The organism is Rhodococcus sp. NPDC006774 (genome assembly GCF_040636045.1).
Taxonomy (GTDB): Bacteria; Actinomycetota; Actinomycetes; order Mycobacteriales; family Mycobacteriaceae; genus Rhodococcoides.
The window spans coordinates 210707-224196 of the sequence record NZ_JBEYIW010000011.1; the positions used below are offsets into that span (position 1 = coordinate 210707).

The following is a 13490-nucleotide window of genomic DNA, read 5'->3' on the forward strand; positions in this document are numbered from 1 at the left end:
CAGGCAGGCAAGCAGGGAAGTAACTCTCGGTCAGGCGATCGTGACGCCGACCTGGTCGAGGACGGTTGCCAGGTCCCAATAGTCCTCGTGGCTCGTCAGTCTTCCGTCGTCGCCGTACTCGCAAATCGCCACCCCGAACACCGTGAACTGCTTGCCCGACGCGTCGATCACCTTCCCGTTGCGTAACCGGAGGGGGCCGCCGTAGGTACCGGACCACCGCCACTTTCCGTAGAAGCGGCCATCTGCGGCTCGAATGTCCTCGAACTCGATGAACGAGTCGGGCGCGAACTTCAACATGTACCGATGAAATTTCGAGATTGCCTCACGTCCAACATACTTCGGCTCGAACGCCATGTCGCGGTAGTAGGCTTCGGGTGCAAAGAACTCCACCAAGGCATCGGGGTCGTCGGTCCACGCCTTCGAGAACGCTTGAGTGAACTCCGGGTCGGTAGGATGGGGCGTCATGATCTCTCCTCTGTAGTTGCAAATAATCTATCCTAGATTCGATTATTGTCACGGAATTCGTGACACCCGGTCGACATTTCCGGAAGGACTCGCCATGAAGGCCCTGCTCTGTGACGACGCAGACCTGAACGAGTTGCGCGTGCAGGAGGTCGCCGACCCGCTCCCCGGGCCGCGCCAGGTACTGCTCGACATACGCGCGGCCTCGGTCGACTTCGTCGATACCCTCGTCATGCGGGGGATCTATCAGATTCCCGTGCCTCGTCCGTTCGTTCCGGGGAACAACGTTGCCGGCGTCGTCGTCGAGGTAGGAGATGCGTGCACGCGATTCTCGGTGGGCGATCGCGTACACGGACTGGCATTCGTCGGAGGCTTCGCCGAGCGCATTGCGATATCCGAGGACAAGCTCCGCCCGACCCCCGATGCCCTCCCCTTCGACCTGGCCTGCTTGGCCGGTGTGCCGTACCGGACGGCATACGACGCGATCGTCTCGAAGGGCTCGCTGCGGGAAAGCGAGGACCTGGTGGTCCTGGGAGCCTCGGGTGGCGCGGGCAGCGCTGCCATCCTCATCGGAAAGGCGCTCGGTGCCAGAGTGATTGCCTGCGCGTCCACAGCGGACAAGCTGCAGTTCTGCCGTGATATCGGGGCCGACGAAGTGGTGTCGTATACCGAACCCGGGTTCAAGGACGCTCTCAAGGCCGTGTGCCCACAGGGCGCGGACGTAGTACTGGACATGGTCGGAGGAGACATCACCGAACCTGCGCTTCGGGCAACAGGTTACGGCGGTCGGTTCGTGATCGTGGGATTCGCCGCCGGCGGGCCGGCCCGGGTACCGATGAATCTGGTGCTGCTCAAGGGCTCGTCTATCATCGGATACGAGATCGCCGACTTCGAGAACCGCGAACCCGTTCAGGCCGCCCAGAACCGCGACGCACTGGAAGAACTGCTCGCCTCCGGCCGGATCACCCCGCCCATCACCGGACGCTTCACGCTCGACGACGCCGCCGACGCGGTACGTCTGGTCGCAGGACGCGACAAACTCGGCACCACCATCATCGAAGGAATCTCATGACGAACGACATCCGATCCGTGCTCGATACCCGCCGCTCGTCCGAGCTACCGGACGGCGCCGTCGACACCCTGAATCATCTGATGGCGGTGCGCACGAGTTGCCGCTCGTTCATGCCCGAACCCGTACCACGCCAGACGATTCGGTCGATTCTGGACACCGCTCAGCGGACGGCGTCCTGGTGCAACAGCCAGGCGTGGCAGCTCTCGATCACCAGCGGTGCGGGAACGGACAGGCTACGGAGCGCCCTGACCGCGGCCGCAACGGAGGGCCGCACGGATTCACCGGACATCCCCTTTCCCCGTGAGTACCGGGATGTGCACCGAACGCGTCGTCGCGAGAGCGGTCTGCAGCTCTACAACGCGCTCGGCATCGAACGCGGCGACCACCAGCGACAGATGGAGCAGTCGCTTCGCAACTTCTCGTTCTTCGACGCCCCGCACGTAGCGATCGTGCATTCCGACGAGGCGCTCGGTTCCTACGGAGCCGTCGACTGCGGCGGATACGTCAGCAGCTTCCTGCTTGCGGCGACGGCCCACGGGGTCGGTAGCATCGCACAGGCCGCGCTGGCCATGTACCCGAGCGTGATTCGCGCCGAACTCGGCCTCGCAACCGACCGTACGATCGTCTGCGGAATCTCGTTCGGATACGCCGACACGGACGACCCGACGAACAGCTTCCGAACCAGCCGGGCCGACATCGACGAGGTGGTCGACTGGATCGACTCCTGACGAGGAATCTTGCTCAGACGAGGTTCAGCACCACGATGGCACCACCGATCGTGGTGAACCAGATGCCGAAGGCAATCTTCAGCGCGCGGGGGGCGTGCCGCACCTCCATGAAATCGGCGACGATGAAGTACACCTTGGCGAAGGCCAGCGCGATCACCAGCGCCGACGCAACCCGTGTGTCGGTGCTGCCGAACGGTTGGTGTGTGCCGAGCCAGAACGTCGAGATCGTCAACGCCACCAACAGCACCCATACGATCACCGCCCGCTGCGGGAAGGTCGTGGTCTCGTCGTTCATTCGGCACCCACCAAGTAGACGAGAGTGAAGATGACGATCCACAGCAGATCGACCATGTGCCAGTAGACTGCAGCCGATTCGACGAAGAGACGGTCACGGCTCCACGAGTTGTCGCGTCGCGCGACTCGCCACCATCCCCCGAGAAGCAACGCACCGACCAGCACATGAACCAGGTGAATACCGGTCAGCGCGAAGTAGAAGAGAAAGAACGTGTTCTCGGTCGGCGTATGGCCGGCCCGAATCTCGAGCGTGTACTCGACTGCCTTCAGTCCGGCGAAGGTGACGGCACACAGACCTGCACCACCGAGGTACCGAATTGCCGATGGCCGACGACCGACCCGATGTGCATGCAGCGCGAGTACCACCAGCAGCGAACTGACCAGAAGGACAAGGGTGTTGGCCACGCCGATCGGTTGGTACAGGGCAGCCGATGACCTCACGAACAGACCCTCGTCGCGACGGCGCTCCCACATGAACACGAGGAAGAACCATCCGAAGACCGTCATGTCCCCGAGTACGAACAGCCACAGCCCCGTTTCCGCGGGCAGTCCCGGTGTCTGCGGGCGCGGCACACCTCGCTCGGCCACTACCGATCTGCTGTCGGATTCTTCATCGTCCCAGAGGAATTCGGGCATACGCTCGCTCATGACGATCTCGGAGCCCTCATGAGGAGGACAGTACGGTCTCGTCCCGACGACGTGGGCGGTCCAGCGCGCTGCCGAGTGTGGCGTTGGCCCGCAGGCATGCCCACGTCATCGCACACAAGAAGATGCAGTAGGTCGTCAGTGCGAGCCAGAACACGAAGACGCCGTTCCATGCGAGGGGGCCCGAGTGGAAGAAGAAGGCGAGTGGATCGGGCACGAACGACAGCGCGACGAAGAAGTTCAGATATCCGAGCCACCGCGGGAAGACCGAGCCGTCACTGGTGACGACCGCCAGGCCGATCGAGATGTTCTGCAGGCAGAACAACATGATGCCCGGGAAGAGGATGAGCCATCCCATGTCGTGCAGAAGCAGCACGGTATCGGCGCTCCGGTCGGCCCGGAACGTCGCCAGTGCCCACAGCAGCATGGGCAGTCCGTTGATGAGCAATGTCGCTGTGCCGGTGACCAACTGAGTGAAGGCCAGGACCGGCCTTCTACCCTCGATGCGCAGCATGTGCATGGTCGTCAGTGCGACCAGCGGCGCATAGAGCACGATTCCCAGCGAGGCGATGACGAAGCCCGTACCGGTTCTGACGCTGTTGTCGAGGTAGAAGCTCATGACCTCGGCCTGTGGAGCGCCCGGGCCGATCGGCAGCGGCAGCACCCCCGCGATCGACCAACCGACAAGAGTGACGATCACCGCAGCCGGGCCGCCGAAAGCGCACACCGTGAGCACACGTGGGTTCATTGGATTTGTCTCCGATGGTCTTACCGCACATGGAGGCCGGATTCGATTGTGGATTAGAAACGTAACGTAGGCCGCAGCGAGGAGTCAATGGCCCCTCAGCCCATCGGGGCGAGCATGTAGAAGCCGACGATCATCAGTGTCACCCCGAGGACCCAGACTTCGAGCATCACCCGTGGAATCCGACCGGCATCGCGTAATTCCATGAAGTACCGCATCACGAGCCGGACCTTCGAGCCCGCGATGAGCAGGACGACCACTGTGGCGACCTCCCCGCCGACAGCTCCGTCGGAGAGTACCCACGTGGTGAGGACGGTGGCGGTCATCAACAGCAACCACACGCCGGTGACCGAGGAAACCGGACGTAACGCTTTCACTTCAGAAGGTAGAGCATCGGGAACAGAAAGATCCACAGCAGATCCACCATGTGCCAGTAGATCGCCATGCTCTCGAATCCTGCGGAAGCACCCGCGCGTGCAGCGCGTGTGCGGACGAGCGCGAAGACCGTCAAACCCACTGTGCCACAGAGGACGTGCACCAGGTGGATGCCGGTCAGCGAGTAGTAGTACATCGAGAACTCGCTCGACGCAGGGGTGAATCCGTGCCGCATCTCCCGGGCGTACTCGAAGGCCTTCGAGACTGCGAACACGGCGCCGAGTGCGGCCCCTGCGCCGATCCAGCGCCGCCCCTCCCCGACCCTTCCCGCCCGCAGGGCAAGGAGCGCCTGGACGACGAACCACGAACTCGTCAGCAGAACGAGGGTATTGAGCCCACCCCAGTCGGGAGAGAGGAATTGCCGTCCGGACTCGAACTCCGGAACCGCTGTCGACCGTGCATGCATGAACGATCCGAACAGGAGGGTGAAGATGGCCAGGTCACCACAGATGAGCACCCACACGCCCTCGATACCGGGCAACCGCCCGGATTTCGCACGAGCATGTCCGACGTCGATCACACTCGTGAATCTTCCGCCTGCAGAACGCGCAATGCTCTGTACGCGTACGGACTCACGACGAAGATCATGATGAAGAACATGACGAACACGGCCCAGAAGTTGATCAGGCCATGCCATGCGAAGGGACCCGACTGGAAGAACGGGACCCCGACCAAAGGCACATAGGTCACTGCGGTGAGGAAGCACACCCACGCGACCCAGCTGGGGAACAGAGGCGTCGAGCGTCGATCCCGCAGGATTGCCACTCCCAACGCGACACTCTGCAACGACGAGCAGACGAAGGTCAGGTCGAAGAACAGCCAGCCGTAGTCGTAGAAGAGCGCAATCGTCTCGTCCGACCGAGCGTCGACGCGAAATGCGGCCGTCGCCCAGATGACTGCGGGGGTGAACGTGACGAGCCCGGTCAGCAGTCCGCCCAGCAGTTCGACGCTCGACAGCACGCCCATCGGACCCTCGATGCGGCTCACGATCTTGGAAAGCACTGCGCTCCAGACGAAGTAGAACGGCCCACACATTGCCATCAACACCATCCCGATGCGGATGTCGACGCTGTTCTCGCGGAAGAAGTCTCCGATCTCCCGCGCCGTCAGGCTCTCCGCAGGCGGCGGCCAGAATCCGGCGAACACCGCAAATCCCAGCAGGCCGAGCACCACGTAGGCGGCTCCGGAGTACACGCAGACGCGGAGAATTGTGTAGTCGATGCCGTGGCTCGCAGTGACGGCAGGTGATCGGTCGATCGGACTGACGCCCGGCGGGGTGGTCGGAGTTGCCACAGCATGAGCTCCTTCGAGGTTCGGAGAGGTGGGACACCGCCGAAATTCTCAGAGAATCGAATCTGTATTCAATTCTGATGCCTGATGTTTACGCGGCTATGTCCTGGGTCACATGGAACTTAGCCGAGGCGACCGCCCCTGACAACACTCGAGCGGTCGCACCCCAGCGAGAACGAGTGGTGAGCGAGAAATATAACGGTACGTAAATTTGAGCTACAGTCCCAGGAGAACGTCTACGAGGGGACAATTCCTGATGCAAGATTCGGCAACATCGGCGCTACTGAGTCGCGATGCGGCGGCCGCCGCCATGGGCGTGCGCTACGTGCGATCGGACCACGGTTCGGTGTCGTTCGCGCAGAACACGATTCCTTCCCTCGCCGACGACGTGGGCCGATTCGGACTCCCGATGTTCGGTGTGCTCTTGGATTGCACAGTCGGGTCCGCAGGGTATTGCGCAAGCGAGACGCAACCGATTGCCGTGGTCGCCAGCATGTCGATCGCGCTGACCGGCGCGACGTCCCACTCCGCGGAACTGGTCGCCGACGGTTGGCCAGTCCACGTAGACGACACGACGGGCACAGCGCTCGGCCGCGCAGAAGTTCGGACCGGCGACGGGGTGGTGCTGGCAACCGCGACCGCCCGCGCCGCGAAGGTGGAGCGGTCGATGATCGACGGCATACCGGCCCTATCCCCCGCCGATCTACCTCTCGGTCCGACATCGACCTCCGACAGCGGCGGCCCGGCCGATGTCTACGGCCTGACGGTCGTCGACAGGTCGGCAGGGACAACCACGGCGAGCGTCGAGCCGAAGTCCTGGATGCTCAATCCCTTCGGTTCGGTACAGGGCGGTGTTCTCGTCGGCCTCATGGCTACTGCCACCGAAGTGGCCGCCCGGCCACTTGCCGAACGAGGACAGGGCTTCTATCTCGCCGACGTCGGCGTCGATCTCATCCGCTCCCCCGCGCTGTCCATGGGCGAGTTGATCATCGAGACCACCCTGGTGCGACGGGGTCGCCGATTCTGCCTACTCGATTCGGAGCTGCGCACCGCGGACGGTAAGACCCTCGTACGATCCCACGGCACGATCCTGCTGACCTGACCCTGTTCGGAAGCCGGCTGTCAGCGCCCGCCCAGACTGTCCAGGGTGTGCACGGTGTGCACGGTGTGCACGGTGCCCGAGGAGTACAGCTCCTCGATCTCGGTTGCGTATTTCTCGGAGATCGGCTTGCGCCGCAGCTTGAGCGTCGGGGTCAGCTCGTCACCACCGGCGTCCCAGACCCCACCCAGTATGCGGTGACGTTTGATCTGCTCCACCCGCGAGAGGTTCTCGTTCGCCGCTGCGATCCCATCGGCCACCACCGCCGCGATCCGTTCGTCCTGTGCCAGAGCTTCGCTCGGTATATCGCCGATTCCCAGCCTGGCGGCAAGCGCCGCGGCTGCGTCCGGGTCCAACGTCACCAGTGCCACGTTGAACGGTCTCGCATCGCCGATGACGGCGACGGTGGCGATCAGCGGACACGCGGCCTTCACTGCGTTCTCGATGTTCGCCGGCGACATGTTCTTACCGGCAGCGTTGATCAGAATTTCTTTCTTGCGATCGACGATGCGCACGTACCCGTCCGAATCGATGGTCGCGATGTCCCCGGTGCGCACCCATCCGTCACCGTCGATGGCCGCCACGGTCAGTTCCGGCGCATGCCGGTAACGACCGAAACAGACCGGCCCTCGAACGAGCAGCTCTCCGTCCTCGGCCACCGAGATCTCGTTTCCGGGGAACACCCTTCCGACCGAACCGAGCCGAATAGCGTCCGGCGGGTTCATCGTTCCGATTCCGGTGGTCTCCGTCATGCCCCACACCTCGACGACGGTGATCCCGATGGCAAGGAAGAACTCGAGCGTCGCGGGTGAAATGGGTGCCGAGCCACAAATCGACGCACGCGCCTGATCCAGGCCGATGGCGGCGCGCAGCTGCGACAACACCCGAGCGTCCAACGTCCGCCACTCGGCGGCGTCCTCGGCGGACAAGTCGGGTCCGCCGAGCCGGGCGCGTGAACGCCGGCGCCCCAGTTCGATTGCTCGACGGGTGGTTTCCCGAGCGGAGTCGTCGGTCATGGAATCGACCTTCGCTTCGAGCGCTGCCCGAAATTTCTCCCACACCCGGGGAACCGCGAACCACACCGTGGGCCGCGTGTCGATCAACGCGGGGAGAATGGCCTTGGCGTCCTCGACGTAGGTCACTTGCATGCCGAGGATCGCCATCCAGTACAGACTCGAGACCCGGTCCGCTATGTGCGCGGCAGGCATGAACGAGGTGATTCGATCGCCGAATTCGATGGGGATCACCGCATTCAGGCCGAAGGCCGCAGCAAGGACGTTCGCGTGCGAGATCTCGACGGCCTTGGGATCGCCGGTGGTGCCCGAGGTGTAGACGAGCGTGACGATGTCGTCCGGTTTCGTTGCTTCCCAGCTACTTTCGAAATCGAGGGTAGTGGACTGCATCGTTTCCAGTTCCGCGAAGGTCAAGTCCGCACCTTCGACGGGGCCATCCATCGACACGAGGTGATCGAGCTCGGCTCCGCTGGCCACGACAGTGGAGACCATTCCGCTCTCGCACAGCATGATTCGGGCACCGGAATGACCGAGAACGTACGCTACCTGCGCTGCGGAGGACGTGTTGTACACCGACAGTGTCGTAGCACCCACATGCATTGCGGCAGTGTCCACGAGCGCAAAATCGGGACGGTTGCGCATCATCAGGGCAACGACGTCGCCGCGGCGCACACCGAGCGCATGCAAACCGGAGGCCAATGCCCGCACCCGAGAGTCGTACTCGGCCCACGTCACCGTGACCGCGTCACCCGGGGTACGGAATGCGACGGCACCGGGATCGATCTTCCTGGTCCGCTGAAACGCCTCGCATACCGTCAGCGGCGAACCGATCCCTGTGCTGCTCAACGGCCTTCTCCTGCCGGGCGGATCGCGCGCACGATGGACTTGCGGTGGCCGAGCGTCGGTATGTCCAGCGGTTTGGGATGCCGCGTTCCGAAGTGATCGGACCAGGATCGGTGGGGCCGATGCGGGCGAACGCCCTGAAATGCCAGGTAGGCACCGATTGCCGGCGGCACCACCCGCCGGTAGCCGGCCGACGGGTCGGGCAGCCGATGGAGTGCACGCAGGTCCTCGGAGAACACCGACAGCAGAATGCCGTCAGCGAGGCGCTTCGTGTGACCGGGGAACCACCGCTCCTGCCAATCGAGGAACAGTTGATCGACGATCTTGCGGGCCCCGTCGGTGTGCTCGTAGCCGGCCTCGTAGTCGAAGGTCCAGCGCAAGAACCCCTCCCGCGTCTGCGGGACGTCGAGTCCCATGTATTCGCCGACCTGGCGCCAGAAGTGGAAGCGCGCTTCACGCTCGTTGTCGGTGAAGACGTTCAACCCGAGGTGTTCGACGATGCGATCCGGCTCGAAAGCCAGCGATCCCAGTGTGTACAGCTTGTCGTCGTCGGTGATTCCGAATCGCGAGTGGATCTGCTCCATCCGGTCGATGACCGATCGGCCGTATTCGCTCGAATGCCCGTGATGGAGCATCTCTCCGAAGAAGAGCAACGTGTCGTCGTTGCGTCTGCGTACGTCATGCATCATGTCGCCGGTTCCGGTCCGGTACAGAATTCGCGCAATGGACGGAATTGCCACCTGACGGGCAAAGGCCACGGTGTATGCGGCGTGAGCGAAAACGGCGTCCCCATAACGCACTTCGAGGCTCAGATGAGTGGCTTCCTCATTGCCGACGACCGGGTCGAGTTCCTCGATCCGGCGGCCGACCGCCCGACCCGTCACCCATTTCCGAGACATCAGTGCTGCGCTCGACGCCATGACCGTTCCTCCGCATTCCGTCATCGGCACCAATCAGGAACGGCACCGTTCTCAGTTCACCATGCAACTAGGAACGCCTTCGTGTCAATATTTAATCGACGATCGGACGGATCGAACGAACCAGGAGCGAACGATGACACCCCTCGACTCGGTCGACCCATTGATGGCATTTGCGGTGGCATGGGAGCCGTACGGAGGCGCGTCGGCGGCAGATGTGTTCGTGGAGTTCGGGCTGCACATGGTCGAATATCGACGTCGGCTTGCCGAGCAGCTGAGAAGCCCGAGCACGGAACACCTCGAACCGGCGCTCCGTGAACGCCTCTTGAACTACTCGACGCGACCTCCCGTGCGCTCACGCCGCATCGGCGAATGACAGGGGCTCAGTTTTTCGTCGCGAGGTCTCGATCGTCGAGGAAGACGATCAGACCGACCATCAGCGGCAATCCGGCCCGAGCAGCCGGTCCAGCGCCAAGTCCTTCCACAACGCCAGATCCGGCTCGCTGCTCGGCCTCCGTCGGTCGAACGCGTACGTCAGCGCCACACCGCGCATGCTGGTGTTGAGCAGTTCACGCACCACCGGGTATGCCGGTGCGTCGATGAAGGGCACTCCGAACATCGCATCGGTCGCGGTGCGGACTCGCTTGTTCAATGCGCGTTCCACCGGGACCAGCGCACGGCGGAGTCCGTCGTTGTGCCGAGCCCCGATCCACAGTTCGGTCGCCGCCCAGAAATAGTCCTGCTGGTACGTCGACCACATCGCATCCACCACGGCACAGATCCGTGCGCCGGGTGCGGCGGGCCAATCGACCTGCGCGCCGGCGTCATCGACACGAGCCGACGCCAGGTGCTGAACGGCCGCGACCAACAGCTCGTCCCGCGACGGATACTGGTGCAGCATGCGGCCTCGGCTCACGTCCGCCAGTTCCTGAATCTTCACCGTCGACGCGCCCGCATAGCCGAACTCGACCAGGGCCTGCACTGCGGCATTCAGAATGCGGTTCTGCGTGACGAGGCTGCGTGATTGCATACGTCGAGTGTTGCCGCTGAGTGCGCCCACAGCAAACGCACCACTCGCGAACGTGTCGCAATACTGCCGTGCGCGAGCGTGTCTGGACCATCGAGCCAAAAGCAGTCAGTCTTGACTGTGTGGTGAAATCGATGTTCAATCCAAAGGCACGCACGGGACTCTCCGCAGTCGCCGGCAGACGACCGCGCCTCTTCACAGCCCGCCAGTACTCGAACGAAAGCAGTCACCGATGACCGAACGAAGCTTCGAAGGACGAACCGCAGTGATGTCGGGAGGTAGTCGTGGGATCGGGTTGGCAATCGCCATCGCCATCGCCGAACGCGGCGGAAACGTCGTACTCCTCGCCAAGACGGACACCCCCGATCCCCGCCTTCCCGGCACCGTCCACACTGCGGTCGCCGACATCATCGCCGCCGGCGGCGACGCAGTTGCCGTGGTCGGCGACGTGCGCAAGGACGAGGACATCGCCAAGGCCGCTTCGACGGCAGTGGACCGATTCGGCGGAATCGATATCGTCGTCAACAACGCCAGCGTGCTCAATCTCGCTCCTACGCAGGAGCTTCCGCTCAAGCGGTTCGATCTCATGCAGCAGGTGAACGTCCGTGGCACGTTCGCGTTGACCCAGGCGTGCCTCCCTCACCTCGTCGAGTCACCGAACCCGCACGTTCTCACGCTGTCGCCGCCGCTGAACATGTCACAGAAGTGGCTCGGCGAACATCCGGGCTACATGCTCGCGAAATACGGCATGACGCTCGCGACACTCGGGTTCGCTGCAGAATTTGCACACCTTCCGATTTCGAGCAACTGCCTGTGGCCGCAGAGTACGATCGCCACGGCTGCAGTGGAGAACCTCCTCGGAGGCAAAGCCGGAGTGGCACATTCGCGATCCCCTCGAATCATGGCCGACGCCGCGGTCGCCGTGCTCGATCGCAAACAGGGAGAGATCAACGGTCGAACTCTGATCGACGTCGACGTCCTTGCCGAATCCGGAATCACCGATCTCGGTCCGTACGGCGGGGAAGAACCCATCTCTCTCGACATCTTCGTCGATCCCACGCCCTGACAGCCGATCGGCCCCGCCGAGGTTCTGTACGGGTGGATCCGTTTCACCGGAGCACACACGACGCCAGGCGGGCAACCGATCTCAGATCTCGGTGACCCGTACCCGGTTGTGCGGGTCGCTCTTGGCACGGTACAGGGCCCTGTCGGCGACTTCGGTGAACATCGTGGCCGATTCGACGCGCGTCGTATCGTGCGTGGCCGCGATCCCGATCGAGATCGATACTCCGGCAACCGGGTCCGCCGGATCGGCCGATGCCGCCATGTCGTCGATGGCAGAGGTGATCGCCGCGGCCAGGCCCGTCAGTGCGGCAACCGAGTCACGAGTGGTCACTATCGCGAATTCGTCACCGCCCCAACGACATACCGAATCAGCGGGCTCGGTCACCTGCATCAGCAGACCAGCGATTGTCACGAGAGTCTCGTCACCGGCGTGATGTCCCGAGATGTCGTTGACCCGCTTGAAGGAATCGAGGTCGCAGAACAAGACTCCCACGACCTCGAAAACGTCCGGTCTCGTGGCGTTACGCCGAGTCAGTCGATGTTCGAGATCCGAGAGCCAGACGGGTCGGGCGCTGAGACCGGTGAGCGCGTCGTGGTCGGCTCGGTGACGGATCGCCATGATCTCGTTACGAGCGTCGGTGCGATCGGTGAGCGTGCATACGTACCGGGGTTCGTCGTTCATGCTGTCCACTCGACGGACCGTCACTTCCACCCAGCGGTCCCATGGCATACCGCGAGGATGGTGCAGGCGGAGCTCGCTCGACACCGACACCGCCTTCCCCGGTTCGAGTCGCCCCAGTCGCGCTGCCCATTCCGCCGAACCGATGTCGAGAAGATCGTCCAGGTGCCGCTGATCCAACTCACCGGGTACCGCGTCGGCCAACTGCAGGAAGGCGTCGTTGACGTCGGTCAAGCGAAACTGTGCGTCCAGCAGCACCGTTGCGAGCGGCGACTCCGCGAAGGCCGAGCGGTACAGACTGACCCGATCGGAGGCATGGTTCGCCTCGGACACCCGGTCGAGGGCGATTCCGACTTGAATTGCGAAGAGGTGGAGCAACATCCGCTGTTCGGCGTCGGGAGTGCGGCCGCTCCTGGGCAGGTCGAGGCTGATCACGCCCTGTAGAGTTTCGCCGGTTCGACCCTCGGACCAAATCGGTGCCAGCAGAGCGAACTCCGCCTGCCAGGGCTCGGACGAGTCCGCTTTCGAGGACGAGACGCGATGGTTGTCGCGACCGGACAGACGCTCACGCCACGGGTCGGCACTCGGGACGTCGGGCGGAAGTTCCAGGGCGCGAGAGAAGAACAGTCCGCCCCATCGTTCGCAGGACCCGAGCATCTCACGCCACTGCTCTTCCGACATGCGGCCCCCACGGAGCTCTTCCACTTCGGGTGGGCCGATGACAGCCCTCACTTCCAGATCGCCGTCGTCGCGGCGGACGTTGACCGCGACGGCGTCGAAACCGATCACGTCGATGACAGTGCGAGCAACGATGTGCAAGATGTCGTCGAGGTCTCGACCGCCACCCAGCTGATGCGCAACGTTCATCATCTTCGTGAGCGCGTCCCCGCTGAGGGTGAGTCGTCGAGTCATGCGGTCATTGTCCAGCAGCAACGGTGCGCCGTCTGTTCATTGGCTGCGGATCTCGGGCTTGTTTCCTGCTCGTACACGACGAGGGCACGGACGACACCGAGTATCCGAACAGCCCAAGCACTACACGACCGTCGCCGGGCCCGCTCTTCGCTCGACCGGTCGACGACGGGTCGCGGCGAACACGTCGACCGGGTGCGGCACCCGAAGTCTGCCGTCGGTGCCCGGCACCGAGACCGCATCCAGGTAGGCCCGTACCGGCCCGCG

16 protein-coding genes are annotated in these 13490 nt (G+C 63.5%); 5 read left to right on the plus strand and 11 right to left on the minus strand.

The features are described 5' to 3' along the window. Positions 1-30 precede the first annotated feature (30 nt). Positions 31-465, minus strand: coding sequence for a nuclear transport factor 2 family protein (locus ABZ677_RS18320; protein ID WP_032367205.1), 435 nt, complete (start codon positions 463-465; stop codon positions 31-33). Positions 466-559: 94 nt separating this feature from the next. Between ABZ677_RS18320 and ABZ677_RS18325 the strand changes: the two genes are divergently transcribed. Both ABZ677_RS18325 and ABZ677_RS18330 read left to right on the plus strand, forming a co-directional pair. After that, positions 560-1534 carry an NADPH:quinone oxidoreductase family protein gene (locus tag ABZ677_RS18325; RefSeq protein WP_358371833.1) on the plus strand — a complete coding sequence of 325 codons (975 nt, stop codon included), beginning with the start codon at positions 560-562 and terminating at the stop codon, positions 1532-1534. Continuing rightward, positions 1531-2262 carry a nitroreductase gene (locus ABZ677_RS18330; protein ID WP_256986279.1) on the plus strand — a complete coding sequence of 244 codons (732 nt, stop codon included), beginning with the start codon at positions 1531-1533 and terminating at the stop codon, positions 2260-2262. Before ABZ677_RS18325 ends, ABZ677_RS18330 begins: the two co-directional genes overlap by 4 nt. Before the next feature lie 13 nt (positions 2263-2275). Here the strand turns inward: ABZ677_RS18330 and ABZ677_RS18335 are convergent, their stop codons facing one another. From ABZ677_RS18335 to ABZ677_RS18360, 6 genes are all read right to left on the minus strand, one after another. After that, the gene (locus ABZ677_RS18335; protein ID WP_052073961.1) at positions 2276-2557 is read right to left on the minus strand and encodes a cytochrome C oxidase subunit IV family protein; all 282 of its coding nucleotides are present in this window, start codon (positions 2555-2557) and stop codon (positions 2276-2278) included. After that, the gene (locus ABZ677_RS18340) at positions 2554-3204 is read right to left on the minus strand and encodes a cytochrome c oxidase subunit 3 (protein ID WP_358371836.1); all 651 of its coding nucleotides are present in this window, start codon (positions 3202-3204) and stop codon (positions 2554-2556) included. Before ABZ677_RS18340 ends, ABZ677_RS18335 begins: the two co-directional genes overlap by 4 nt. A 16-nt stretch (positions 3205-3220) precedes the next feature. Continuing rightward, positions 3221-3949 carry a hypothetical protein gene (locus tag ABZ677_RS18345; RefSeq protein ID WP_358371839.1) on the minus strand — a complete coding sequence of 243 codons (729 nt, stop codon included), beginning with the start codon at positions 3947-3949 and terminating at the stop codon, positions 3221-3223. Between the two features lie 95 nt (positions 3950-4044). Then, a complete protein-coding gene (locus tag ABZ677_RS18350; protein WP_358371841.1) occupies positions 4045-4359 on the minus strand; it encodes a cytochrome C oxidase subunit IV family protein in 315 nt (104 codons plus the stop codon). Continuing rightward, positions 4320-4901, minus strand: coding sequence for a cytochrome c oxidase subunit 3 (locus tag ABZ677_RS18355; RefSeq protein WP_358371844.1), 582 nt, complete (start codon positions 4899-4901; stop codon positions 4320-4322). The genes ABZ677_RS18350 and ABZ677_RS18355 overlap by 40 nt, the downstream gene beginning before the upstream one ends. Next, complete coding sequence (locus ABZ677_RS18360; RefSeq protein WP_032367208.1) at positions 4898-5674, minus strand: hypothetical protein; 777 nt, start codon at positions 5672-5674, stop codon at positions 4898-4900. Before ABZ677_RS18360 ends, ABZ677_RS18355 begins: the two co-directional genes overlap by 4 nt. A 253-nt stretch (positions 5675-5927) precedes the next feature. Here ABZ677_RS18360 and ABZ677_RS18365 point away from each other — a divergent pair, with 253 nt between their 5' ends. Then, positions 5928-6773 carry an acyl-CoA thioesterase domain-containing protein gene (locus ABZ677_RS18365; protein WP_358371847.1) on the plus strand — a complete coding sequence of 282 codons (846 nt, stop codon included), beginning with the start codon at positions 5928-5930 and terminating at the stop codon, positions 6771-6773. A gap of 20 nt (positions 6774-6793) precedes the next feature. Here ABZ677_RS18365 and ABZ677_RS18370 read toward each other — a convergent pair whose 3' ends face one another. Beyond that, entirely contained in the window at positions 6794-8629 is a 1836-nt protein-coding gene (locus tag ABZ677_RS18370) for a long-chain fatty acid--CoA ligase (protein ID WP_358371850.1), read from the minus strand. Next, positions 8626-9546: an oxygenase MpaB family protein gene (locus ABZ677_RS18375; RefSeq protein WP_358371853.1), complete on the minus strand. Its 921-nt coding sequence runs from the start codon at positions 9544-9546 to the stop codon at positions 8626-8628. Before ABZ677_RS18375 ends, ABZ677_RS18370 begins: the two co-directional genes overlap by 4 nt. A gap of 133 nt (positions 9547-9679) precedes the next feature. On the opposite strand from ABZ677_RS18375, the gene ABZ677_RS18380 reads away from it, so the two are divergent. Then, positions 9680-9919, plus strand: coding sequence for a hypothetical protein (locus tag ABZ677_RS18380; protein WP_358371856.1), 240 nt, complete (start codon positions 9680-9682; stop codon positions 9917-9919). Positions 9920-9979: 60 nt separating this feature from the next. Here ABZ677_RS18380 and ABZ677_RS18385 read toward each other — a convergent pair whose 3' ends face one another. After that, positions 9980-10573 carry a TetR/AcrR family transcriptional regulator gene (locus ABZ677_RS18385; RefSeq protein WP_052047980.1) on the minus strand — a complete coding sequence of 198 codons (594 nt, stop codon included), beginning with the start codon at positions 10571-10573 and terminating at the stop codon, positions 9980-9982. Between the two features lie 229 nt (positions 10574-10802). On the opposite strand from ABZ677_RS18385, the gene ABZ677_RS18390 reads away from it, so the two are divergent. Then, complete coding sequence (locus ABZ677_RS18390) at positions 10803-11636, plus strand: NAD(P)-dependent oxidoreductase (RefSeq protein ID WP_358371859.1); 834 nt, start codon at positions 10803-10805, stop codon at positions 11634-11636. An 81-nt stretch (positions 11637-11717) separates the two neighbouring features. Here the strand turns inward: ABZ677_RS18390 and ABZ677_RS18395 are convergent, their stop codons facing one another. Further along, on the minus strand, positions 11718-13226 hold the full coding sequence (locus ABZ677_RS18395) for a diguanylate cyclase (protein WP_358371862.1): 1509 nt from the start codon (positions 13224-13226) through the stop codon (positions 11718-11720). Between the last annotated feature and the right edge of the window lie 264 nt (positions 13227-13490).